This is a genomic window from Sulfitobacter noctilucae (genome assembly GCF_000622365.1).
In the GTDB taxonomy this organism is placed as follows: Bacteria; Pseudomonadota; Alphaproteobacteria; order Rhodobacterales; family Rhodobacteraceae; genus Sulfitobacter; species Sulfitobacter noctilucae.
Genome location: NZ_JASC01000014.1, coordinates 1,164,382 through 1,188,700, shown reverse-complemented (window position 1 = coordinate 1,188,700; position 24,319 = coordinate 1,164,382). Strand labels below are relative to the sequence as shown.

Sequence of the window (24,319 nt, the reverse complement as noted above, 5' to 3'; positions counted from 1 at the left end):
GAGCACCGCATGTCCGACACCTATGACGACCAGAATATCTTTGCCAAAATCCTGCGCGGGGAAATCCCCAGTTTCAAGGTCTACGAAGACGATGATACCTTGTGTTTCATGGACATCATGCCGCGTACCGAAGGGCATTGTCTGGTGATCCCCAAAACGCCCTGCCGCAACATCCTGGATGCGACGCCCGAACAGTTGGCGGCCTGCATGAAGACTGTGAACACCGTCGCGAATGCCGCCAAGCGGGCGTTTGATGCGGACGGTATCACCTTGTTCCAGTTCAACGAAGGCGCGGGCGGGCAGGAGGTTTTCCACCTGCATTTCCACATTCATCCGCGCCATGACGGGGTTGCGATCCGGCCGCCCGGTAAGATGGGCGACATGGATCAGATCAAGGCGAATGCCGCAAAGATCGTTGCCGAACTGCCCGCCTAGATACGTGTGTCGCGCGAAGTAACGGCGGGCTGATATGGCCGGTCCGACGTCGCGTTGCACCGACGACCCGACGAATATCGCCTTTTGATTTGCGTGCTGCCGTGTTCTTTTAAAGGGAAGTCGGGGAAAATCCCGTCTCAAGACGAATAATACAAAGGGACAATTATGACCGATGTAACACCTCAACAGGGCATCCCAGCGCCGGACGGCGCATCGGATGTCATCGATACGAGCTATGAGATCGGACAAGACAATGTGGACGGCAGTTTCGGGCCGCTTGGTTTCGATATCCACAATCCGGTTTTCGCCATATCTGCGGCGGCTATCGTAGCTTTCGTTTTCTATACACTTGCGCTGCCCGAACAGGCGTCTGGTGTTTTCTCCTCTATGTTCAGCTTTACCACCAAGAACTTCGACTGGTTCCTGATCGGCGCTGCTGATCTCGTGGTGATCTTTGCCCTGTTCCTGATCGTTAGCCCCTTTGGCTCGGTCCGGTTGGGCGGGGCTGATGCGACGCCTGACTATACCTATGTCGGGTGGTTTGCGATGCTGTTTGCGGCGGGCATGGGCATCGGGCTGATGTTCTACGGTGTGTCAGAGCCTTTGACCCATTTCTCGACCGCATTTGGTGACACGGCCGTGGGCGAGAACGGTTTGCGCACGGATTGGGCCCCCTTGGGTGCCGCGACCGGGGACGAGCCGGGGTCCATCCGGCTTGGGATGGCTGCAACGATCTATCACTGGGGGCTTCACCCCTGGGCGATCTATGCGATGGTTGCACTGGCGCTGGCGCTGTTCACCTACAACAAGGGTCTGCCGCTGACGATCCGCTCGGCTTTCTATCCGCTGCTGGGCGAGCGTATCTGGGGTTGGCCCGGTCACGTTATCGACATTATAGCGGTCTTTGCCACACTCTTTGGTCTGGCAACATCGCTTGGCTTTGGCGCGACGCAGGCGAATGCAGGCCTGAACGAATTGTTCGGTATCCCGATTGGCAACACCACAGAAGTTGTGCTGATCACCGTGATCACTGCAGTTGCACTTGTGTCGGTGGTGCGCGGCCTTGATGGCGGCGTCAAGATCCTGTCCGAGGTGAACATGGGACTGGCCGGGCTTCTGGCGATCTTTACCTTGATTGTGGGGCCAACAGCGTTTCTGTTCGCCTTCTTCTGGGACAGCCTGAAGGCCTATGTCGAATTCCTGCCCGCACTTGCCAATCCCTTTGGACGCGAGGACGTGAACTTTTCGCAGGGTTGGACAGCGTTTTACTGGGCATGGTGGATCAGCTGGTCACCTTTCGTGGGCATGTTTATCGCCCGCGTCAGCCGGGGCCGTTCGGTGCGTGAATTCATCATCTGCGTGTTGCTCATCCCCTCACTGGTCTGCGTCATGTGGATGTCGATCTTTGGCGGTACAGCGATCCATCAGGTGCTGAACGATGCCTATACCGGCGCACAGGATGCGGACCTGCCGTTGCAGCTCTTCAAAATGCTGGATCAATTGCCATTGGCGTCGATCACTTCCTTCATCGGGATCGTTCTGGTCATCGTGTTCTTCGTGACGTCGTCGGATTCAGGCAGTCTGGTGATCGATACGATCACCGCAGGCGGCAAGATCGACGCGCCGATGCCACAGCGTGTGTTCTGGTGCATCTTTGAAGGTGCGGTGGCCATTGCCTTGCTGCTTGGCGGCGGATTGGCGGCCTTGCAGTCTATGGTCATCTCGACCGGTTTGCTGTTCACCGTTGTGCTATTGATCATGTGCTACTGCATCCTGCGCGGGCTTCAGAGCGAACGATCTGAAACCAAGTAACCTCGTTTGCATAGACTCATCTACAAGGGCATCCCGGATCGGGGTGCCCTTTTTCATGTCTTGACCTTTGCGGCAGCGGGGGTACCGTCCGCGCATGACATTAGACACTGACTGGGTCCGCGCCCAATTCCCCGCCTTCGCCGAGCCGTCCCTGCAAGGGCAAGCTTTCTTTGAGAATGCAGGCGGGTCCTATACCTGCCAGCCCGTTATCGACCGGCTGTTTCGCTTCTACACCCAGCGCAAGGTCCAGCCCTATGCGCCCTATGCTGCCAGCACTTTGGGTGGCGCAGAGATGGACGAGGCGCGCAGCCGTATGGCAGCGATCCTTGGTGTCGCAGAGAATGAGCTGAGCTTTGGCCCGTCGACCACGCAGAATACCTATGTGTTGGCGCAGGCCTTTGGCGAGATGATGCAGCCGGGCGAAGCGATCGTGGTCACCAATCAGGACCACGAGGCCAATACAGGGCCTTGGCGCAGGCTTGCCGAGCGCGGCATTGAAGTGCGCGAATGGTGTGTCGATACGGAGACCGGAGCGCTGAACCCTGACGATCTGGAAGACCTGCTGGATGAAAATGTTCGGCTGGTGTGCTTTCCGCATTGCTCGAACGTGGTGGGCCAGATCAATCCGGTGGTCGAGATTACTGCGCTGGCCCATGCCGCCGGGGCATTTGTTTGCGTTGACGGGGTATCTTACGCGCCGCACGGTTTTGCGGATGTCGGTGCACTGGGGCCGGATATCTACCTGTTTTCGGCTTACAAAACCTATGGGCCCCATCAGGGCCTTGTGGTGATCCGCCGCGCCTTAGGTGAACTGCTGCCCAATCAGGGGCATGTGTTCAACGGGGGCAGCCTCTATAAACGCTTTACGCCCGCAGGCCCGGACCACGCGCAGGTCGCAGCCTGTGCAGGTATGGCGGATTATGTCGATGCCTTCTATGCCCATCACATCGGCGGTGATGCCGCGCCTGCGGGCCGAGCGGCGATTGTTCACGACCTGATGCGCGACCATGAAACCGCACTCCTGCAACCGCTGTTAGATGCGGTCAAAGACCGCAATTCTGTCAGGCTGATCGGACCGGCTGAGGCAAACGGACGCGCACCTACCGTTGCCCTGGCCCTGAACCGGCCGGGCGAAGAGGTCGCCGCCGATCTGGCGGGGCATGGGATCATGGCAGGCGGCGGCGATTTCTATGCGGGGCGGGCGCTGACCGCGATGGGAGTGGACATGGACAAGGGTGTTTTGCGCCTGAGTTTCACCCATTACACGCAAAAGGCTGAAATAGATCAGCTTTTAACAGCGCTTGATGCGGTTTTGTGAAACCTTCGCCTTGAATGCGTCGTGGCTGTCCTAATTCCTTTGGGAACTGACATGATTAAGGCGATGCCATGAGCGACACATCCCCGATCCTTATGTGGTTTCGCCGCGACCTGCGTTTGAGCGACCATGCCGCTTTGCTGGCCGCCTGTGACACCGGGCAACCGGTGATACCGGTGTTCATCCACGACAGCCTGAGCGACGGGTTGCGCGCTGCCCCGAAATGGCGGCTTGGCCTTGGCGTGGGGTATCTGGCAGACAGCCTTGCTGAAAAGGGATCGCGGCTCATTCTACGGCGGGGTGACGACGCGCTTGCAGTGCTGCAAGAGCTGATCGCGGAAACGGGGGCAGGGGCGGTACATTGGACCCGGCTTTATGATCCCGATGCAGTCGAACGCGACAGCAAGATCAAAGAGGCACTGAAGGATCAAGGGGTCGAGGCCCGTTCCTTTGGCGGCCACCTCATGTTTGAACCCTGGACCGTCGAGACCAAAACCGGCGGCTATTACAAGGTGTACACGCCATTCTGGAACTCCGTGAAAAACTCCGGCGTAGCGGAAGCCCGCTCGGCACCCGGTGAGATCCTGGCGCCAGACAGTTGGCCCGACAGCGACGCTCTGGACCACTGGCAGATGGGGGCCGCCATGAACCGTGGCGCGGATGTGGTCCGGCCATTTGTGCAACTGGGCGAGAAAGCCGCGCAGGCGCGCTTGGGTCACTTCATGGCGCATATCGTGGCGACATATAAAGAGACACGCGATTTGCCCGGCACCGACGGCACCTCAAACCTGTCGGAGAACCTGAGCCTTGGTGAGATCAGCCCGCATCAATGCTGGCACGCAGGGCGGCGCGCGTTGGAAGAAGGCAAACAGGGGGCAGAGACATTCTTGAAAGAACTGGTCTGGCGCGAGTTTGCCTATCATCTGATGCATCATACGCCGCGTATACTAAGCAAGAGCTGGCGCGAGGAATGGCAAGCCTTTCCTTGGAAAGAAGACGCACGCGCCGCAGAGGTCTTGGGGTGGAAGAAAGGCAAGACGGGCTTGCCCTTTGTCGATGCCGCCATGCGCGAGCTTTATGTCACAGGCCGCATGCACAATCGCGGCCGGATGATCGTGGCCAGCTACCTGACCAAGCATCTGATGACCCATTGGCGCATCGGACTTGAGTGGTTCGAGGAATGTCTGATAGACTGGGACCCGGCAAGCAATGCGATGGGTTGGCAGTGGTCAGCCGGATCGGGGCCGGATGCAACGCCGTTCTTCAGGGTTTTCAACCCGGAGACCCAGCTGGATAAGTTCGACAAGAACCGCGACTATGTGGGCCGCTGGATCGCAGAGCGTAAACAGAACCCGTCCAAAGATGCGCTCAGCTTTTTCGATGCGACACCGCGCCATTGGGCGCTGTCGCCGGATGACGATTATCCTGATCCGATTGTATCACCGGCCGAAGGGCGCAAGAGCGCGCTGGAAGCCTATGCAAATCGTAGCTTTTGACAATTGTGAACATCACGGCTGTCACGGTAAACTGCAGCCAGTAGCCCACGGGGAGTGGACATGATCTTGACCAGTACAGAGGGGCAAACCAATTTGCCTCGCTATTTTTCGCAGGTGTTCAGCATGGCGCAAGGGTTGCGCAATGGCCGGTGCGATTTTGTCTTGCCCGATGGTCGGATTTTTCGGGCCGAAGGGGCCAATCCGGGCCATGTGGCTGAACTGCATGTGCACAGCAACGATCTGTTTGCACGGTTGATCCGCGAGGGCGATCTGGGCTTTTGCGATGCTTATCTTGACGGCGACTGGTCTACGCCCGATCTTCAGGCCTTCATGGATCTTGTGCATCAGGGCAACGAAAACCTGTATGACGGCTTCCCCGGCATGGGACTGGTGCGCCGGTTCGAGCAGTTGCGATTCTGGTTGCAGCGCAATTCCCGGAACCAGGCCCGCAAGAACATCAGCTACCACTATGATCTGGGGAATGATTTCTACGGTCTATGGCTCGATGATACGATGACCTACTCCTCCGCCTTGTTCGAGGCGGGCGCGCAGCAGTCGACCGAAGCCGCACAAATTGCGAAATACAAGAGCATGGTGGACCAGATGGGCGTCGTCCCTGGCGATCATGTTCTTGAGATCGGCTGTGGTTGGGGCGGGTTCGCCGAATATGCCGCAAAGGAACGTGGACTGCGTGTGACGTGCCTGACCATCAGCGAAGAACAGATTAAATATGCCCGTGACCGCATTGAAAAGGCAGGACTTTCTGATCTTGTGGAGTTCAAGTTGCAAGACTACCGCGACGAACGTGGACATTACGACGGCATTGCAAGCATTGAAATGTTTGAAGCTGTAGGCGAGCAATACTGGCCCATCTACTTTGAAACGGTGCGCGAGCGCCTAAAACCCGGCAAGTCCGCGACCTTGCAGATCATCACCGTGGACCATGCCCGCTGGGCGGTCTACAAACGCGGCGTTGATTTCATACAAAAGTATATATTTCCCGGGGGTATGCTGCCTTCTCCTAAAGTGTTGCGTGAACAAGTCGAGAAGGCCGGTCTGGTCGTGGAGAAATCCATCGAGTTCGGCAAAAGCTACGATATCACGCTGCGCCGCTGGCACGAGACTTTTAACGCCAAGTGGGACCAGATCACGGCACTCGGCTTTGACGAACGCTTCCGCCGTATGTGGAATTTTTATCTCACTTCCTGTGCGGCGACATTTGACAGTGGAAATTGTGACGTAACGCAGATTACCATACGCAAACCGGGCTGACCGGAAAGCTGTAAGGATCGTCTGATGCCCACCGCCGCACGATTGATGGCCGCCATTTGTCTGGCGGTGACTGCATATGTCATATCCTTGATGGTCATGCCGCTGATGCCCGAAAGCACAGACTTCGGGTATTTCGTGCCGCTGAACATTGTTCTCGGTCTAGTGGTCGGTTGGGTCGTAATGGGGCCGCGGGCGGGTCGGGGCGCTACCGCCGCGGTCAACAACGGGTTGGCAGGCGTCTTTGTTCTGATGTTCTGGGGCGTGGGTATTCAATCCGCATACGAGATGTTCCGCCTTGCCATGCGCCACCGGTACGACGGTCCGTCCGAAGCGATCATTGCGATTTTTACCATCGGTGCCGAATATGTGACAATCATCGCCACGATCCCCATCGGCGTTGCCCTTTTAGTAGCGGCATTGATCAGCGGTGTTTTAACGGATGTCGCTGACCGCTACGGGCGTTAAGGCTATGAAAAATCTGTTCTTCTACGGCACGCTGCGGCATATCCCGTTGCTGGAACTGGTCATGGGCCGTTCTGCCGAACAGCTTGGTATCACTGCGGCCAGTCTGCTGGACTTCGTGGTGTCGGCGGTGGCCGAGGGGCCGTTCCCGATGATCGAGCATTCGGCGGGACAAGAGGCTGTCGGCATTCTGGTGTCCGGGTTGACGTCCGAAGATCTGGCAAGGCTAGATTTCTACGAAGGCAGTTTCGACTATGATTTGCAGCCCGTGACACTGATGGGCGGGCAGGCGGCAGAGGTCTATGTACCGCGCCCCGGCCGCTGGACCAATGCGGGCCCCTGGGATTTGGCACAATGGGCGCAGGACCATGGCGCGCTGAGCGTGACAGCGGCACAAGAGGTCATGAGCTATATGGGCAGCCGCAGCCGGGCGGAGGTCGATATCATGTTCGATATGATCCGGGCACGTGCGGCCTCGCACCTGCGCGCAGGTGAATCGCAGCACGGCCGCGACAGTTTTCGCGGCTCGGTTCAGGTGTTGGACCAAGAGCGCCGCTACTCCGAATTCTTCGCGCTGGACGAGATCACGCTGCGCCATGCACATTTCGACGGCTCCTTGTCGGAGCCTTTGGACCGTGCCGTCTTTGTCGCGGTGGATGCGGCTCTTGTGTTGCCTTATGACCCGGTGCGCGACCGTGTGTTGCTGGTGGAGCAGGTTCGCATGGGGCCCGTGGTGCGCGGTGACCGGACCATGTGGCAGCTTGAACCCATCGCGGGGCGCATTGATGCCGGTGAGTTGCCGCAGGACGCCGCCCGCCGCGAAGCCCGCGAGGAGGCGGGACTTGAGATCGGCGCATTGGAGACCATTGCCGAGGTTTATCCCAGCCCCGGTACCTCGACCGAATTCTACTACGTCTATTTAGGGCTGTGCGATTTGCCCGATAGTGCCGAAGGGATCGGGGGCTTGCCGAGCGAAGGCGAGAATATCCGCGCAAGGGTTCTGGCGTTTGACGATCTGATGGCCCGCGTTCAAAGCCTTGATGTGGCCAATGCCCCCCTGACAATGGCGGCCTATTACCTGTCGCACCACAGGGACCGCTTGAGGTCCGGTGGGGCGGTCGTTACACCAACGTAACACGCGTCTTTCTGGAGGCTCTCATGCACGTCGCATCCGATCTGGCCAAAGCCATTGGCAAAACCCCCCTTATCAAACTGCGCGGCCCGTCCGAGGCCACGGGATGTGACATTTACGGCAAGGCCGAATTCATGAACCCGGGCCAGTCGGTCAAGGACCGCGCGGCGCTTTACATTATTCAGGATGCGATTGCCAAAGGCACATTAAAGCCGGGTGGCACGATTGTCGAAGGCACGGCGGGCAATACCGGCATCGGGCTGGCGCTTGTTGGAGCCTCCATGGGGTTCAAAACGGTCATTGTGATCCCCGAAACCCAATCGGACGAGAAGAAAGACATGCTGCGGTTGGCCGGGGCGGAACTGGTACAGGTGCCGGCGGCCCCTTACCGCAACCCCAACAATTTCATCCGCTATTCCGAACGCTTGGCAAATGAGCTGGCGCGGAGCACGAACGAGGGTGTCATCTGGGCCAATCAGTTCGACAATGTGGCGAACCGGCAGGCCCATATCGAAACAACCGGCCCGGAGATTTGGGTACAGACTGATGGTAAGGTTGACGGCTTTTGCTGTGCCGTTGGTTCCGGCGGTACCTTGGCGGGGATCGCGATGGCGCTACAGCCCAAGGGCGTCAAAATTGCCTTGGCTGACCCGGATGGTGCCGCGCTGCACAGCTATTATACCACCGGCGAGTTGGCCTCTGAAGGGGGATCGATTGCCGAAGGCATCGGGCAGGTCCGCATCACCAAGAACCTTGAGGGTCTGAAACCCGACTTCAGCTATAACATCTCCGATCTTGAAGCCTTGCCGGTTGTTTTCGACTTGTTGCAGCATGAAGGCCTGTGTCTGGGTGCGTCATCCGGTGTGAACGTGGCGGGGGCCATGCGGCTGGCGCGGGATCTTGGGCCCGGGCATACCATCGTGACCATCCTTTGCGACTTTGGCACGCGCTATCAATCCAAGCTGTTCAATCCGGTGTTCCTGCGTGAAAAGAACCTGCCGGTGCCGGACTGGCTTGAGCGTGAAGGTGCGGCACTGCCCCAAGTCTTCGAAGACAGCTGATGCTGGCCCGCTGGCGCGCCTTTCTTTGCATCGGCGTTTTTCTCATTTGCTCGGCGCTTTCTGCTTTGGCGCAAGAGGAGCCGGACGCAAGTTTCAGCCGTTGGGAGAGTGTGGCCGATGGTGCCGATGCCGCCTTGGCCGAGGACAGTACCACAAATGCCGAGCTGAATGACCTGCGCCGGCAGGTTGTCGAATTTCGGTCCGAGTTTGATGATGCAGGCAATCTGAATGCGACGCGCATTGCAACGTTGCGCCAGCAGATTGCGGCGCTTGGCGATGAACCTGCGGATGATTCAGCCGCGCCCGAAGCCGCCGAAGCTGCAGCCACGCGCGCGGAGCTGAACGACCAGTTGGCAGCTCTTCTCGATCCCGTGCAGCGCGCTCAGGCCGAGTTTGTGCGGGCCGATGCACTCGTCGCCGAAATCGATTCCACCCTGCGGGAGCGGCAAACGGCACGGCTTTTGCAAACCAGCCCCATTCCGCTGAACCCGGTCTACTGGGAGCCGGCAATCATTGACCTGACGCAGGCGGTTCGCAATTTGTGGGCGGAGGCGCCCGGGGACCGCCCGCAGTTGAACGGTCTCTACCTCCGCGAATCCACGCCAATCACGATCACACTTGCGATCCTCGGCCTCGCCCTGATCTTTCGGGGGCGGTATTGGTCACGCATGGTCATCACCAGCCTGCAGGGCATCGGGGGAACCGGGTTCGGCATCTGGCGGTTTCTGGCCTCGCTCCTGCGGATTGCGCTGCCGTTCGGCGGCCTGCAGCTTCTGGCAGCCTCTGCCATCTCGACAGGCTATTTCGGGCCGGGTGTCGACAGCATGGTGCTGTCCTTTGCCTTTTTGGGCGGCATCATACTGGCTGTGCGATGGGTTTCCGAGCGCGTTTTCTCACGGGATGAAGATGAAGCCCTGATCCTGTTGCCTGCGCCGCAACGGCACGAGATCAGATTTCATGTCAGCGTGATTACCGTATTGATTATCATCGCCGAATTGATTGCGCAGGTTCTTGAAACGGGCGATGTGGCCGCGTCCTCCCGACCGGTTTTGATTTTCCCGATCACGGTGCTGGTCAGTCTGGCGCTCTACCGTATGGGACGAATCCTGCGCAGCTACAGTGATGTGGCCGAAGATGCCAAATCTGATACCGACACCCCCTTGCGCAGTTCTACGCTGGTGCGGGTGGTCAACGGGTTGGGCACCGGTGCCATCATCGTGGCCATCGTGGCACCCGTGCTTGCTGTTATGGGCTATTACCAAGCCGCCGATGCGCTCCTGCCACCCTATATCATCAGCCTTGCGGTGCTGGGGGCGGTCATGGCCTTCCAACGGTTTGCAGCAGATGTCTATGGGGCGATCACGGGGCAGGGGGACCATGCCCGCGATACGCTGATGCCGATCCTTTTCGGGTTGATCCTGTTGGCGGCGGCGACCCCGCTGCTGGCGCTGATCTGGGGCGCAAGGGTCACCGACCTTACCGAGATGTGGAACGGCTTCCTGCGCGGCTTTGCTGTCGGGGACACACGGATTTCGCCGACGGATTTTCTGACCTTTGCCATCATCTTTGCTATCGGCTACGGCCTCACGCGCTTGTTGAAAACCGCGCTGCGGAGCAACGTTCTGCCCAAGACACGCATCGACATCGGGGGTCAGAATGCCATCGTGTCCGGCGTTGGCTATGTCGGGATTTTTCTGGCGGCGCTTGCGGCGATCACCGGGGCAGGCATCGACTTGAGTTCGCTGGCAATTGTAGCCGGTGCGCTGTCGGTGGGCATCGGTTTTGGTCTGCAGAATATTGTCAGCAACTTTGTCTCCGGCATCATCCTGTTGATCGAACGCCCCATATCCGAGGGTGACTGGATCGAGGTCGGCGACCAGATGGGCCATGTCCGCGACATTTCTGTCCGCTCTACCCGGATCGAAACATTCGACAAGACCGATGTAATCGTGCCCAACGCCGATCTGGTCAGCGGCACGGTCACCAATTACACGCGCGGCAATACCACGGGCCGCGTCATCATTCCGGTTGGCGTGGCTTACGGGACCGACAGCAAACGGGTTGAGAAGATTCTGACCGAAATTGCACAGGCGCAGCCCATGGTACTGGCGAATCCAGCACCCACTATATTGTTCATGAATTTCGGGGCGGACGCCCTGGAATTCGAGATACGTTGCTATCTGCGGGACGTGCATTGGATGCTGTCGGTCAAAAGTGATATAAACCATGCTGTCGCTGCGCGTTTCGCCGAGGAGGGGATCGAAATACCCTTTGCCCAGCGCGACGTCTGGTTGCGTAATCCCGAAGTGTTGCAGCAGTCCTCCTCAAGTCAAGAAGACGCAACGGACCCGAAAGGTGAACCTGCATGACAAAGCTGCTATTCCGCGACGACAGCTATCTACGCGATGCACCGGCCGTGGTGCAGGCGATCACACCCGAAGGGGGCGTGGTGCTGGACCAGACCATCTTCTATCCCACCGGCGGAGGGCAGCCGGGCGATTCCGGATGGCTTGGCTGGGACGGGCGCCACCTGCCTATCGCGACTACGGTAAAGGGGGACGGGGATGCTGTTGTGCTGGTCCCCTCGGAAGCCGCCGCTCTGCCGCCTGTGGGGGCGCATCTGGTGCAGACGCTGGATTGGGACCGCAGACACAAACATATGCGCGTTCATACGGCGCTGCATCTTTTGTCCGTGGTGATCCCCTTTGCCGTGACCGGCGGCCAGATTGCGGCGCAATACGGGCGGCTGGATTTCAACATGCCGGATGCGCCGGAAAATCGTGACGAGATCGAAGCGGCGCTGAACGAATTTGTCGGGATGGACGCCCGCGTCAGCGAAGGCTGGATGACTGGCGCAGAGTTGGAGGCCAACCCCCATCTGGTCAAGACAATGGCCGTGAAGCCGCCCATGGGTGCAGGTGATGTGCGCCTGATCCGCATTGGCGAAGACGACGAGTGGATCGACCTGCAACCCTGCGGCGGCACCCATGTCGCGCGCACAGGCGAGATCGGTGCACTGCGGCTGGGCAAGATGGAAAAAAAGGGCCGGTTGAACCGCCGTGTCTACCTACATCTGGACAGCTGAGCGATGATGCATCTTTTCGCGCTTTTCGCTCTTGCAACTTGGGGGCGGCTCATACTAAACCCCGCGCAATGGATCGGTGGCCGAGTGGTCGAAGGCGCACGCCTGGAAAGTGTGTAGGCGGGAGACCGTCTCCAGGGTTCGAATCCCTGTCGATCCGCCATTACTCTCCCTTGGATGTGAATGCTGTCATTTTTAGTGCGGTGGTTCGTTTAACGTGCTGCCGATGCGCCGTCCTGTCTGCGATGACGGTCGGTGCTTTGGTAATCCATGCTGGGAATATGAATCTAACGAGGTCGTGAAAGTCGCTTAACCTGCTATAATTGCATAAATGCGAGGAACGATCCTGAGCAGCCGGCGATGCGTCCTACCGTTAAAAACCTGCGCTTAGCGACCGTCGATCCGGGGCAGGTTGAAACGCTGCGACACTGAAACGGGTCGCACCTTTCCCCTCGCCCTATTGCGAATTTGAGGCAAATCAGGTCCAATTTTACAGCTTCGCACCTGTTTTTCGGCAAACATTAATCGGATGCAAACCCATCTGATCCAGACCTTGGCCAGTTGAAACCTAGCAAGGACAAATCCATGTTTTCCATGAAACGAATTGCCGTGTTCGCCGCAGGCTGCCTGATGGCCTTTCCAGCAATTGCCGAACAGGGCGTTAATTCCACCTCTGTCCGCTTCGCACAGGTTGCCGCTCTTGAAGGGCCGGCGGCAGCACTGGGCAGCGGCATGCGCGTTGGCATGCTGGCCGCTTTCGCCGAGGCGAACCGCGCGGGTGGTGTACATGGGCGCATGATTGAGCTGGACAGTCTTGATGACGGCTATGAGCCGAGCCGCTCCATCGAGCAGGTTTCGAGCGTGATCGACGGCAATAACCACATCGGCCTGATCGGGTCAGTCGGGACGCCGACCACCAAAGCTGTCCAACCCCTTGCTACAAAATCGAATATTCCGATGATCGGACCGTTCACGGGGGCCGGGTTCCTGCGCGATCCTGCGTTGAAGAATGTCGTCAATCTGCGCGCAACATATGACGCCGAAACCGCAGCTTGGATTGACTACCTTGTTGATGAGAAAGGGCTCAGCAATATCGCAATCCTTTATCAGGATGACGGCTTTGGCCGCGTCGGATTATCCGGCGTCACAAAGGCGCTTGAGGCACGCGGTATGACCCTTTCTGCCGAAGGAACCTATACGCGCAATACTATTGCCGTGAAATCCGCGCTGCTGGAAATTCGCAAAGCGAAACCGGAGGCGATTGTGATGGTCGGTGCGTATAAGCCTTTGAGCGAATTCATTAAACTGTCCAAAAAGATGCGCCTGGATGCGACCTTTGTGACAATCTCTTTCGTCGGATCCAAAGCTCTTGCCGCTGAACTTGGGGAAGCAGGCGATGGCGTGATTGTGAGCCAGGTTGTTCCGCAGCCCTGGGACACATCCCTTCCGGTTGTCGCGGCCTATCAAGCCGCCCTGACCGCGCATGATGCGTCAGCAGAGCCGGATTTTGTATCTCTTGAGGGGTATCTGACCGGACGTTTGGCCATTGAGGCACTGGAGACCGCAGGTGCGGATCTGACGCGCGAAAGCTACCTTGCAGCATTGGGCAATCTGGGGACTATCGATTTTGGTGGATTCTCTGTCACCTATGGTGCCAGTGACAATCAAGGGTCTGACAGTGTTTTCATGACCCGGATCCGGGCGGATGGAACCTTTGAGGCGATTACGCCGTCAAGCTGACTAAAGCGGCGAGGCGGCCCATGTGCGCGGCCTCGCCCATCAATCCGACCTCTTCCCAAATTGAGATCAAAGGACCCCCTAAATGCCGCTTTTCTTTTCCAAAGTCTTACATTCCTTGATGTTGCGACTGGGGGTCGTCCTTGGCGCATTGGCGCTTATGATTGCCGCTGTTGTTGCGGTCAGTTGGATCATGTTCCAATCCATCGAGACCCAGATGGTCACATTGTCTGACACACATCTGCCAAAACTGCGTGCAAGTGCGGATGTCGTTTCGGCGACCGAACACACCCGCGAATTGCTGTCGGATATACTTGTCGCAGAGGGCTATGAGGCGATTGCCGAACGGGCTGCGGACAAGGAAGAGGTCGTATCGGAATTTAAAACGGCACTTGCGGGGCTGCCTGAGACACGCCGTGAAAAGGCAACGACAACACTCACGCAAGCCGATGCGGCGCTTTCTGCTCTGTTGCAAGCCCGCGAGGAAGAATTGCGTGCTGGTGACGCTGTTGATGCCTTTATCGAGGAAGCCTTTGCAAACGCCAGTGAAGTCAGCGGTTTGCTGGAGGAAGCCACGGATACGGCGTTGTTTGATATGAACCTGCGCGGCGAGGACGCCATAGAAGCCATTGATCAGACCCTGAGCAGATTGGTGGATGAGGATTTCAACCAATTCCAATCCGCACTTAGTTTGCGCGCGGAAGTCAATTTGTTGTCGGGGCTCGCCTTAGCCTTTCTCGAAAGCGAGAGAGGCGACCTGCGGTCCATCCAGACAGACCTCGCGACCTCAGCTTTGCAACGTCTGGAAATTCTGATTGACCAGATCAAGGGCCAAGGCGCACTCGGTCAGGTCCATACAATTGCGACGGAAACAATCGGTGTCTTCGACAGTGTCTTTGACGGGGGGCTTCGGTCAACAAGTTCGGCCGACATTCTGGCTGCGCGCCTCGCCATTGATCAAGTGCTTTCGCCTGCGATTGACGACGTTTATTTCAATCTGATCATCGGCAGCGACGAAGCCAAAGAGACCAACAGCGAAACGCTTACCACCTTGCTGGACGTTGAAGTTGCCGGAATGCGCGACAAGGCAAATCTCGATTCGGCGGTTAAGTTCTATTTTGCCTTCTTGCTCCGAACGGCGTTGAGCAAGAATGCGACTGAATTGTCCCTGAACCAGGATGAATTGACCGCAAAAGCGAACGCTGTCAGGTCATTGGCAGAGGGTTCTGCGGAAGCCGAGAAAGAAAAGCTTGAAACACTGCTTTCGTTCTCGTCGGCAGAGACCGGTATGGCGAGCAAAAGGTCGGCGGCTTTTGCAGCCCAGACCGCAAGAAATGACGCGGCGCAGAGGGCAGCCCAAGCTGTGGGTGCCATCGCCATAGAAGCCGCGACGCTCTCGTCTGACGCGCTAGGGCAGATTGAAGATTCGGCTATTGCGCTTAGCTCGGGGGTGCAGACCGCGGGCAACCAGATATCGCAGATCGCGATTGCAGCGGTGGTTCTCCTTGTTTTTACACCGTTTCTGATGTGGTTCTTGGTCAACCGGCCTTTGAACCGAGTGACTGCTGTCACCGAACGCCTCGCGGGGGGGGATCTGTCTGAAATTGATGGACTGTCAGTCAATTCAGGCGAACTTGGTCGTTTGGCAGGGGCCTTGTTTGTCTTCCGCGCACGCGCCCTCGAAACGATCAAACTTCAGGAAGAAGAAAAACAGCGAGAGCGCGAAGCTTTCGAGGCCGCGCAGGCAGCAGAACAAGCCAAGCAGGAAGAACAGGAGAGGATTGCAACTGAAAAGCGCAAACGCGAAGAGACCGAGCGCGAAGCAGTTGCCAAACTTGCGGCCAAGGAAGAAGAGCAAGAGCGCCTTGCCGAAGCTGAACGGCAAGACAGGATGAGGGAGCAGGACCTTATCGTTTCAACTTTGGCCGAGGGTCTGGCGCGGCTGTCCGCGGGTGATTTGACCTATTCAATCGAGCGGGAATTCCCTGCCGCCTACGAAGCGCTTCGGCATGACTTCAACACGGCAATCGCAACATTGTCGGAAGTGGTGTCAAACCTAAGCTCAAGCGTGACAAATATCGAAGGCAGCAGCGCCGAGATCTCCGGGTCCTCGATGGATCTTGCAAAACGGACCGAAGCGAACGCCGCCACTCTTGCGGATACGGTTAGGACCGTCGGAGACCTCACATCGACAGTGGCCGAAACAGCGAGCGGTGCAACATCGGCCAACGACACTGTAAGTGAGCTGACCAAAGCGTCCAGGAACAACAAGCTGGTGATGGAGAATGCCAACAAAGCCATGAAGCAAGTGCAGGAGTCATCGTCTAAAATCTCCTCCATCGTATCGGTTATCGAGGGGATCGCGTTCCAGACCAATCTTCTGGCGCTCAACGCGGGCGTCGAAGCGGCCCGCGCAGGTGAAGCAGGGCAAGGTTTCTCGGTTGTGGCATCCGAGGTCCGTATACTGGCACAGCGCTGCGCTGAATCCGCTGCAGAAATTAGCGGGGTCATCGGGGAAAGCGTAAAGATTGCCGTTGAGGGCGCGGCGCTGACGCAACAAGCGAATGAGGCGATGACGGTTATCGACAGCGGTGTCGGAGGTATATCTCAGATTATGGAGAACATCGCGGTTTCGGCCAAAGACCAGTCGCACAAATTGAATGATGTGAACGCCGCGATCCAAGAGATTGACAGGTCTACACAGCAAAATGCCGCCATGTTTGAAGAAACCACCGCAGCGAACACCGCGCTTTCAAACGAGGCGCAGGCCTTGTCCGAAATCGTTGCAACATTCAGGTTTCAGAATAGCCCGTCATTTGCTGACGACTATTCCGAAGCCAAGTTTGATCGGGCCTCCTGACCTTTGGCCCGATCTGTGCGCCAAAGTGCTGCGATCATCATCGTCGCCTTCTGAATGGTAGCCACGAGTTTGGTACTGAGTGAGCACATTTAGCTGTAGTCTTGAAAGCGATGGTTAGGCGGCAGCGGTGTGATTTTCTCAGGGGTCCCCACCAGCAACTTCATTTGGGTAAATAGCAAAGTGTCCATTAATTGCTGCCGGGGAACCGGGCGGCCTTTAGTAATCCACTAGGCCAGCGCTTCCGTAGCCGGCTAGTTTCCTATTAATCCGCCCCGCCAACATGCTTGTCACATTAGTAAACCTCTGGCAGGCTCCGCGCATGCTATTCGGCCAAGCTATGCTCGGTCATCGAACGCAGTACAAAAATAATTATTGTATGTTCTAAGTTTTTTTCCTACCGTCCACGACCATGCGACAGAGATCTGAAATAATAGACGATACAGACACCTGACATACAAAGATGCACGACGATGCACTGTATGTCATTTCGCTGAATATGCAGGCGGTCTCAAAAACAAAAATACGGTCTGCATAAATCCTACCCGAACAGAGAGGTTACCATGAAAACATCAACAGTCCTTTTCACCGTTGCGGCGCTGCTATCAACGTCGGCAATGGTCAATGCAGAGACGCTTCGCTGGGCCCGTGCCGGCGACGCGCTGACGCTGGATCCGCATTCCCAGAACGAAGGCCCCAGCCACACCATGCGTCACCAGATGTATGAACCGCTGATCATCCGTGACACGGACGGCAATTTTGTACCCACACTTGCCACCGATTGGGCCCCGAGCGCTGACAACCCGAATGTCTGGGTGTTCAACCTGCGCGAAGGTGTAAAATTCCATGACGGCGCCGACTTCACTGCAGAAGACGTTGTCTTCAGCTTTGAGCGTGCAAAGCAGCCCAATTCCGACATGAAAGAACTGATCGGCTCGATCACTGAAGTCCGCGCTGTCAGCGATTACGTGGTCGAGATCGAAACGGACGGCCCGAACCCGATCCTGCCTTCCAATCTGACAAACCTGTTCATGATGGACAAAGATTGGACAGAGGCGAACAACACCGTCAATGTTCAGGATTTTGAAGGCGGCGAGATTACCTTTGCCACGACAAACGTGAACGGTACCGGTGCTTACACGCTTGTAAGCCGCGAGCCGGACGTGAAAACGGTTATGGCCCGCAACGAAGACTATTGGGGCCGCAACGAATTCCCGATGGAAGTCAGCGAAATCGTCTATACGCCAATTCAGAACGCGGCGACCCGTGTGGCGGCGTTGCTGTCTGGCGAAGTCGACTTTCTGCAGGATATGCCGGTTCAGGATCTGGCCCGTGTCAGTGAAGCTGATGGCCTTGTCGTAAAGCAGGCCCCACAGAACCGCGTAATCTTTTTCGGTATGAACCAGGGTGCTGATGACATCGAGGCGGATAACGTTGAGGGCGCGAACCCACTGGCTGACGTCCGCGTGCGCAAGGCGATGTCCATGGCGATCAACCGCGATGCGATCCAGAAGGTCGTGATGCGGGGGCAGTCGCAGCCCGCAGGTATGATTGCCCCTCCGTTCGTCAACGGCTGGACCGCCGAGATGGATGGCGAAAGCGTCACTGATGTTGAAGGTGCCAAGGCGCTGATGGCTGATGCGGGCTATGAAGACGGGTTTTCGATCCGGCTGGATTGTCCGAATGATCGCTATATCAACGATGAAGCCATCTGTCAGGCGGCTGTTGGGATGTTGGGTCAGATCGGTGTGACCGTGAACCTTGATGCGATCCCAAAGGCGCAGCACTTCCCGAAGATCACCGATGGTGCGACGGATTTCTATATGCTGGGTTGGGGCGTTCCGACCTACGACTCCGAGTATGTGTTCAACTTCCTCGTGCATGGTCGTGAAAGCGACATTGGTACATGGAATGGCACCGGCTACGACAACGACGAGATGGACGCCAAAATCAAGTCGCTCGCATCCAACACAGATCTGGAGGCCCGCAATGCGGATATTGCCAGCATCTGGCGCACGGTGCAGGACGAGCAGCTTTATATCCCGATCCACCATCAGGTGCTGAACTGGGGTATGGCCGACAACGTTGGCATCGAGGTCGATCCAGAGGATCAGCCGCGTGTGAAATACTTCACCATGAAGTAACACCGCAAGATGGCGCGCTTGCATGATGCGGGCGCGCTTTTTCGGCGGGACTGCGGGGCGCGTTGCCCCGGGTTCCGTTTCTCATCCTCTCCCAACTTGTCCAGCGGCCCGGCAGGGGTTTTGTTGGCAAAACAAGGCCTTTGCGATGTTGCCTTTCATTCTCAAACGCGTGTTTCAGTCCCTTTTGGTGTTGATCATCACCGGGGCTATTGCGTTTTCGATGTTCACCTTTGTGGGCGATCCGATTGACAACATGTTGGGTCAGGAACGCACGATGGAAGATGTTGAACGCCTGCGCGCGCAGCTTGGGCTCGATCAACCGATCCCCGTGCAATATGTAAAATTCCTGGGTGAAGCCGTGCAAGGCAACTTTGGTGTCAGCTACCGGCAAGGCCGGGAAGTGTCTGAAATCATCAAGGAACGCGCGCCTGCCACTTTAGAACTTGCCGCGTTGTCAGCTGTTTTCGCTATCGTTGTAGGGATTGCGCTGGGTGTTTTCACCGCGATCCGCCGCGACGGGTTTGTGGCGAACTTCATTATGTCCTCCTCCCTTATCGGGGTGTCGCTGCCGACGTTTCTGATCGGGATTCTTTTGATCTACCTGTTCTCGGTCGAGCTTGGGTGGCTCCCCAGTTTTGGACGTGGCGAGGTGGTGCGCGTGGGCTGGTGGAGCACAGGTTTCCTGACTGAAACCGGCCTAAAAGCCTTGATCCTGCCGTCGATCACGCTGGGTCTTTATCAGATGACGCTGATCATGCGGCTGGTCCGGTCCGAGATGCTTGAGGTGCTGCGCCAGGATTACATCCGCTTTGCCCGCGCCCGTGGCCTGAGCGAACGGGTCATCAACTTTCGCCACGCGCTGAAAAATACGATGGTGCCCGTGATTACAGTGATCGGCCTTCAGCTTGGTGCGATCATCGCCTTCGCGATCATTACCGAAACCGTGTTTCAGTGGCCCGGTCTGGGCCTATTGTTCATCAATGCAATCCAGTTCGTCGATATCCCGGTGATGGCCGCGTATCTGATGATGATTTCAGTGATGTTCGTCGTCATCAACCTTCTGGTGGATATCCTATATGCCTTCATTGATCCTCGTCTCAGGGTGTCCGCAAAATGACTGATCGCCCGATTGTCGCACCCGAGGTTGTCCCGTCACGCATGCGGCGTGCGCTGGACAGTGATTTGTTCTATGCCTTCAAACGGTCGCCGGTCGCGATTGTGTCTGCGGTGGTTGCCGCCATCCTGATCCTGTCCGCGGTCTTTGCGCCGCTGATCGCACCGACAAACCCGTTTGATCCGTCGTCCTTGAATTTGATGAACGGCTTTACGCCGCCGATGGCACCCAATGCCTTCACCGGTGATACGTTCCTGTTGGGGACGGACGACCAGGGCCGCGATGTGTTTTCCACCATCCTGTACGGCATGCGGATCTCGCTGTTTGTCGGCTTTGCAGCGGTGTTGTTTGCCGTTGTGCTGGGCATCTTTCTAGGCCTGCTGGCGGGCTATTTCGGCGGCTGGGCCGACAGCTTTATCATGCGGGCTGCTGACGTTCAGTTGACCTTTCCGTCGATTTTGGTGGCGATGTTGATCTTCGGGATCGCCAAAGGGATCACCCCGGTCGAGAACCGCGACCAAATGGCAATCTGGGTTTTAATCCTTGCGATTGGTTTGTCCGATTGGGTGCAATTTGCCCGCGTCGTGCGCGGTGCCACACTGGTCGAGAAAGGCAAAGACTACGTCTCGGCGGCGCGGCTGATCGGTCGGCGGCCTTACGCGATTATGTTGCGGCACATCCTGCCGAACATCCTGTCTCCTGTTCTTGTGATCGCCACGATCTCGCTGGCACTTGCCATTATTGCAGAGGCGACGCTGAGCTTTCTTGGCGTTGGAGCACCGGCTACGCAGCCATCGTTGGGCACATTGATCCGCGTCGGGCAGGGCTTCTTGTTCTCGGGCGAATGGTGGATCCTATTCTTCCCGGCCTGCACGTTGCTTGCGCTAGCACTCAGCGTAAACATGTTGGGCGACTGGCTGCGCGACGCTTTGAACCCGAGGTTGAAATGACTGAACCTGTCCTCTCCATCCGTGACCTAACCGTCGAAATTCCCACCCGGCACGGTCTCTTCAAGCCTGTGCAGAATGTGACCTATGACATCCGCCCCGGTGAAATCCGTGGCGTGGTGGGCGAAAGCGGGGCGGGCAAGTCGATGACAGGCAACGCCGTGATCGGCTTGCTGGATGATCCCGCGCGTATTGCCTCGGGTGAAATCTGGCTCAAGGGGCGCCGTATCGACAATCTGGGTGTCGAGGAACAACGTGCCATTCGGGGCGGTGAGATCGGGATGATCTTTCAGGATCCGCTGACCTCGCTGAACCCCCTGTTCACCATCGGCGAACAACTGGTCGAGACGATCCAGTTGCACCTCAAGGTTTCCGGCAAAGAGGCCAAAGAGCGAGCTTTGGCCCTTCTTGATCGTGTGTCAATCCCTGACCCAAAGACCCGCTTTGACCAATACCCCCACCAGTTTTCCGGCGGCATGCGTCAGCGTGTGGTGATCGCGCTTGCACTTTGTTCAGAGCCATCTGTTATTGTGGCCGATGAACCCACAACCGCGCTGGATGTATCTATTCAGGCCCAAGTGCTTGATCTGATCAAAGAGTTGGCCCGCGAGACCCAGGTCGGTGTGATCCTTGTCACCCACGACATGGGCGTGATTGCGGATACAACCGAACAGGTCACGGTCATGTACAATGGGCAGGTCGTGGAAAACGGGTCCACCGATCAGGTTCTCAGCGCGCCAAAGCATGAATATACCAAGTCTCTTATTGCTGCGGTGCCGCGTCCGCAGGTCAAGCTGCATCGCTTCCCGCAGGTGAGCTATGGGGGTCGTGAGACAACATTCAAGATCGAGGACCTCGCGCGGAACTGGGCCAAAACGGAACCGTCGAAATCCGGCAAGTTGCTGGAGGTTGAAGGGATCACGAAGAAATTTCTCGAGAAATCGGCGATCCTTCCGTCGTGGCGGACCTATTTCACGGCCGTAGACGAGGTCACTTTTGATATCAAGGACGGTGAGGTGTTTGGCCTTGTCGGCGAAAGCGGTTCTGGCAAGTCAACCGTGGCGCGGATGATCGGCACGCTGCTGGATGTGGACGGGGGCCGTATCCGGTTTGATGGCGAAGAGGTGACTGCAATGACACCCGCCCAGATCGCCGGCTATCGCCGCCAGATCCAGATGATCTTCCAAGATCCTTTCTCAAGCCTCAATCCGCGGATGAAGGTCGAAAGCATCGTTGCCGAACCGCTAAGGCACCACAAGTTGCTGCCTGTTGACCAGATCAGTGGACGGGTGCAGGAGTTGCTTGATCGCGTTGGTCTGACGCGTGCGGCTGCCGCGAAATATCCGCATGAGTTCTCGGGCGGGCAACGCCAAAGAATCTCCATCGCGCGGGCCTTGGCCACGCAGCCGCGGTTCTTGATATGTGATGAACCCACCAGCGCGTTGGATGTATCCATCCAGGCGCAAATTCTGAATATACTCAAAGACCTGCAAGAACATCTGGGTCTGACCATGCTTTTCATCAGCCACGATCTGCCGGTTGTACGCCAGATGTGTGACCGCGTGGGCGTGATGAAGCAGGGGCAATTGATCGAGGTCCAAGAGACCGAAACGCTCTTTGCCGACCCGCGGCAGGACTACACCAAGAAGCTGCTCGAGCTGATGCCACGGCTGGCGCAGTTGTCGGGGTAGGCGATGATCGGAGGGGGCACCATCGAACCGGCCAAGCTGGGGCAACTGATCCGCAAGTGCCGGCAGCAGCGCAAGTGGACGCTTAAGGAATTATGCGACAAAGCAGGCATGTCCGTGGGGTATCTGTCGCAGGTTGAGCGGGGCAATGCGACGCCGTCACTCGGCACGCTCGCGCAGATTTCGCATGCTCTGGATTTGGGGCTGGACTACTTTGTGGCCCGCCCGAAACCGGGAGATGCGGTATCCTATGCGCATGAACGGCCCAAGTTTTCGATCTCGGAGTCCGGTGTGACCTACGAGGCGCTCAGCTCCGAATTTCCCGGCCATGAACTGTCGGCCTACATCATGAACTGTCCACCCGGTTTTGTGTCCGAGACGTTCCAGCACGAGGGCGAGGAGTTTATCTATATCCTCAGCGGTTCTATCGAGAAAACACTGGACGGAGAGGTCTTTACCCTGCGCGAAGGCGATAGCCTGCATTACAACGGGATGACCCCGCACGCATGGAAAACACTTGGCGACACCCCGGCCCGCATGATGTGGACGGGCACATTGGTGGTGTTGCAGAGGCCGTCGAAAAACTGGCTGCCTGGCCAAGACGGCTAGGGACTATGAGGCATTGGAGGGTCATATGACTAATACAACTGAGAACCGATTGGCGCGGTTGCGCCAGCGCATGGCCGACACAGGCACCGATCTGGTCGCCGTTGGACCAAGCAGCCATATGCAGTGGTTGTTAGGCCTGAACCCGCATGGCGATGAACGCCCGGTGATGGCCCTTGTGACGGCTGATCAGGCGGGGGTTCTAATGCCCAAGCTGAATGCTGACGCTGCCCGCGCTCAGTGCAACAGCGTCCCGTTTTATGAGTGGAGCGATACCGAAGGCCCGCTTGATGCGCTAACCGCTTTGCTGGACAAACTTGATGTCAAACGCCTCGGCATCAGCGTCGTACTGGATGAAACGATGCGGGCTGATTTTGCGTTTTTGCTGCTGGAACAACTCGACGCGCCAAAGCACCGGTTTACCGAAGATACAGTGGGCCAACTGCGCGCCGCAAAAGACGCCGACGAGCACAAGCTGCTGCGCGACTGCGCGCGCCTGAATGACGCCGCCTTTGAGCTGGCCTTTGCATCGCTGCGCACCGGCATGTCTGAAAATGATGTCAAAACCATTATCGTCGACCACTACCGCGCGCACGGAGCAGAGCCTGCCTTTTGTATCGTGGGGTTCGGGTCAAACAGTGCCTTCCCGCATCACCACACCGGCGGGGATGTGTTAGCACCCGAGATGGCAGTGCTGATCGACGCCGGATGCCGGTTGAACGGATATCCTTCCGATATGACCCGTTGCGCGTGGTACGGCGATACGCCGGACCCGGAGTTCACGAAAGTCGCTGGGGTTGTTGAAGAGGCCGTTCAGGCGGCACTGTCTGCGGCCAAACCCGGTGCTGCCTGCAGTGCAATCGACACGGCCGCGCGGGATGTAATAAAGGCCGCAGGCTATGGTGCCGCGTTCCTTCACCGGACCGGGCACGGCCTTGGCGTCGATGTGCATGAACCGCCCTATATGATGGCGAGCAACGATCAGCCCTTGGCGGCTGGCAACGTCTTTTCGATAGAGCCGGGGGTATATCTAACCGACGGTTTTGGGATCAGGCTAGAAGACATCGTGCATCTTGGGTCTGACGGGCCAGAGATCCTGTCAGGTTTGTCGCGTCGCGTGGCGCAAATCGCTCCTCGATAGGCGTTTCTTGCTTGTAAT

18 protein-coding genes and 1 tRNA gene are annotated in these 24,319 nt (G+C 57.5%); all 19 read left to right on the top strand.

What is annotated here, in order from left to right; all coding sequences use genetic code 11:
- Positions 1-9 precede the first annotated feature (9 nt).
- The 19 genes from Z945_RS0115885 (at position 10) to Z945_RS0115795 (ending at position 24,301) form a co-directional block, all read left to right on the top strand.
- Entirely contained in the window at positions 10-435 is a 426-nt protein-coding gene (locus Z945_RS0115885; RefSeq protein ID WP_025053089.1) for an HIT family protein, read from the top strand.
- A gap of 165 nt (positions 436-600) precedes the next feature.
- Complete coding sequence (locus Z945_RS0115880) at positions 601-2,247, top strand: BCCT family transporter (protein WP_025053088.1); 1,647 nt, start codon at positions 601-603, stop codon at positions 2,245-2,247.
- 94 nt (positions 2,248-2,341) lie between these two features.
- Entirely contained in the window at positions 2,342-3,565 is a 1,224-nt protein-coding gene (locus Z945_RS0115875) for an aminotransferase class V-fold PLP-dependent enzyme (RefSeq protein WP_025053087.1), read from the top strand.
- A 68-nt stretch (positions 3,566-3,633) separates the two neighbouring features.
- Positions 3,634-5,058, top strand: a complete 1,425-nt coding sequence (locus Z945_RS0115870) for a cryptochrome/photolyase family protein (protein ID WP_025053086.1) — start codon at positions 3,634-3,636, stop codon at positions 5,056-5,058.
- Between the two features lie 60 nt (positions 5,059-5,118).
- Positions 5,119-6,330, top strand: a complete 1,212-nt coding sequence (locus Z945_RS0115865; protein ID WP_025053085.1) for an SAM-dependent methyltransferase — start codon at positions 5,119-5,121, stop codon at positions 6,328-6,330.
- Between the two features lie 24 nt (positions 6,331-6,354).
- Entirely contained in the window at positions 6,355-6,795 is a 441-nt protein-coding gene (locus tag Z945_RS0115860; protein ID WP_025053084.1) for a TrgA family protein, read from the top strand.
- Positions 6,796-6,799: 4 nt separating this feature from the next.
- On the top strand, positions 6,800-7,927 hold the full coding sequence (locus Z945_RS0115855; RefSeq protein WP_025053083.1) for an NUDIX domain-containing protein: 1,128 nt from the start codon (positions 6,800-6,802) through the stop codon (positions 7,925-7,927).
- A gap of 23 nt (positions 7,928-7,950) precedes the next feature.
- Positions 7,951-8,985 carry a cysteine synthase A gene (locus Z945_RS0115850; protein ID WP_025053082.1) on the top strand — a complete coding sequence of 345 codons (1,035 nt, stop codon included), beginning with the start codon at positions 7,951-7,953 and terminating at the stop codon, positions 8,983-8,985.
- Positions 8,985-11,354, top strand: a complete 2,370-nt coding sequence (locus tag Z945_RS0115845; RefSeq protein WP_025053081.1) for a DUF3772 domain-containing protein — start codon at positions 8,985-8,987, stop codon at positions 11,352-11,354. Before Z945_RS0115850 ends, Z945_RS0115845 begins: the two co-directional genes overlap by 1 nt.
- Positions 11,351-12,070, top strand: coding sequence for an alanyl-tRNA editing protein (locus tag Z945_RS0115840; protein WP_025053080.1), 720 nt, complete (start codon positions 11,351-11,353; stop codon positions 12,068-12,070). The genes Z945_RS0115845 and Z945_RS0115840 overlap by 4 nt, the downstream gene beginning before the upstream one ends.
- A 70-nt stretch (positions 12,071-12,140) precedes the next feature.
- Positions 12,141-12,230: transfer RNA gene (locus tag Z945_RS0115835), tRNA-Ser, on the top strand.
- 422 nt (positions 12,231-12,652) lie between these two features.
- Positions 12,653-13,807 (top strand): ABC transporter substrate-binding protein, encoded by a 1,155-nt coding sequence (locus Z945_RS0115830; RefSeq protein ID WP_025053079.1) that lies wholly within the window; start codon positions 12,653-12,655, stop codon positions 13,805-13,807.
- Between the two features lie 82 nt (positions 13,808-13,889).
- On the top strand, positions 13,890-16,664 hold the full coding sequence (locus Z945_RS20140; protein ID WP_025053078.1) for a methyl-accepting chemotaxis protein: 2,775 nt from the start codon (positions 13,890-13,892) through the stop codon (positions 16,662-16,664).
- Between the two features lie 560 nt (positions 16,665-17,224).
- The gene (locus tag Z945_RS0115820; RefSeq protein ID WP_025053077.1) at positions 17,225-18,805 is read left to right on the top strand and encodes an ABC transporter substrate-binding protein; all 1,581 of its coding nucleotides are present in this window, start codon (positions 17,225-17,227) and stop codon (positions 18,803-18,805) included.
- A 145-nt stretch (positions 18,806-18,950) separates the two neighbouring features.
- On the top strand, positions 18,951-19,922 hold the full coding sequence (locus Z945_RS0115815) for an ABC transporter permease (RefSeq protein ID WP_025053076.1): 972 nt from the start codon (positions 18,951-18,953) through the stop codon (positions 19,920-19,922).
- Positions 19,919-20,869, top strand: a complete 951-nt coding sequence (locus Z945_RS0115810) for an ABC transporter permease (protein ID WP_025053075.1) — start codon at positions 19,919-19,921, stop codon at positions 20,867-20,869. Before Z945_RS0115815 ends, Z945_RS0115810 begins: the two co-directional genes overlap by 4 nt.
- Complete coding sequence (locus Z945_RS0115805) at positions 20,866-22,557, top strand: dipeptide ABC transporter ATP-binding protein (RefSeq protein WP_025053074.1); 1,692 nt, start codon at positions 20,866-20,868, stop codon at positions 22,555-22,557. The genes Z945_RS0115810 and Z945_RS0115805 overlap by 4 nt, the downstream gene beginning before the upstream one ends.
- A gap of 3 nt (positions 22,558-22,560) precedes the next feature.
- A complete protein-coding gene (locus Z945_RS0115800; RefSeq protein WP_025053073.1) occupies positions 22,561-23,163 on the top strand; it encodes a helix-turn-helix domain-containing protein in 603 nt (200 codons plus the stop codon).
- A gap of 25 nt (positions 23,164-23,188) precedes the next feature.
- A complete protein-coding gene (locus Z945_RS0115795) occupies positions 23,189-24,301 on the top strand; it encodes a M24 family metallopeptidase (protein WP_025053072.1) in 1,113 nt (370 codons plus the stop codon).
- Positions 24,302-24,319: the final 18 nt, after the last annotated feature.

Coding starts and splice junctions, on each gene's coding strand:
- Z945_RS0115865 (WP_025053085.1), top strand. CDS start 5,119: ATGATCTTGACCAGTACAGAGGGGCAAACCAATTTGCCTCGCTATTTT.
- Z945_RS0115860 (WP_025053084.1), top strand. CDS start 6,355: ATGCCCACCGCCGCACGATTGATGGCCGCCATTTGTCTGGCGGTGACT.
- Z945_RS20140 (WP_025053078.1), top strand. CDS start 13,890: ATGCCGCTTTTCTTTTCCAAAGTCTTACATTCCTTGATGTTGCGACTG.
- Z945_RS0115795 (WP_025053072.1), top strand. CDS start 23,189: ATGACTAATACAACTGAGAACCGATTGGCGCGGTTGCGCCAGCGCATG.
- Z945_RS0115850 (WP_025053082.1), top strand. CDS start 7,951: ATGCACGTCGCATCCGATCTGGCCAAAGCCATTGGCAAAACCCCCCTT.
- Z945_RS0115870 (WP_025053086.1), top strand. CDS start 3,634: ATGAGCGACACATCCCCGATCCTTATGTGGTTTCGCCGCGACCTGCGT.
- Z945_RS0115845 (WP_025053081.1), top strand. CDS start 8,985: ATGCTGGCCCGCTGGCGCGCCTTTCTTTGCATCGGCGTTTTTCTCATT.
- Z945_RS0115875 (WP_025053087.1), top strand. CDS start 2,342: ATGACATTAGACACTGACTGGGTCCGCGCCCAATTCCCCGCCTTCGCC.
- Z945_RS0115855 (WP_025053083.1), top strand. CDS start 6,800: ATGAAAAATCTGTTCTTCTACGGCACGCTGCGGCATATCCCGTTGCTG.
- Z945_RS0115820 (WP_025053077.1), top strand. CDS start 17,225: ATGAAAACATCAACAGTCCTTTTCACCGTTGCGGCGCTGCTATCAACG.
- Z945_RS0115815 (WP_025053076.1), top strand. CDS start 18,951: ATGTTGCCTTTCATTCTCAAACGCGTGTTTCAGTCCCTTTTGGTGTTG.
- Z945_RS0115830 (WP_025053079.1), top strand. CDS start 12,653: ATGTTTTCCATGAAACGAATTGCCGTGTTCGCCGCAGGCTGCCTGATG.
- Z945_RS0115800 (WP_025053073.1), top strand. CDS start 22,561: ATGATCGGAGGGGGCACCATCGAACCGGCCAAGCTGGGGCAACTGATC.
- Z945_RS0115805 (WP_025053074.1), top strand. CDS start 20,866: ATGACTGAACCTGTCCTCTCCATCCGTGACCTAACCGTCGAAATTCCC.
- Z945_RS0115840 (WP_025053080.1), top strand. CDS start 11,351: ATGACAAAGCTGCTATTCCGCGACGACAGCTATCTACGCGATGCACCG.
- Z945_RS0115880 (WP_025053088.1), top strand. CDS start 601: ATGACCGATGTAACACCTCAACAGGGCATCCCAGCGCCGGACGGCGCA.
- Z945_RS0115885 (WP_025053089.1), top strand. CDS start 10: ATGTCCGACACCTATGACGACCAGAATATCTTTGCCAAAATCCTGCGC.
- Z945_RS0115810 (WP_025053075.1), top strand. CDS start 19,919: ATGACTGATCGCCCGATTGTCGCACCCGAGGTTGTCCCGTCACGCATG.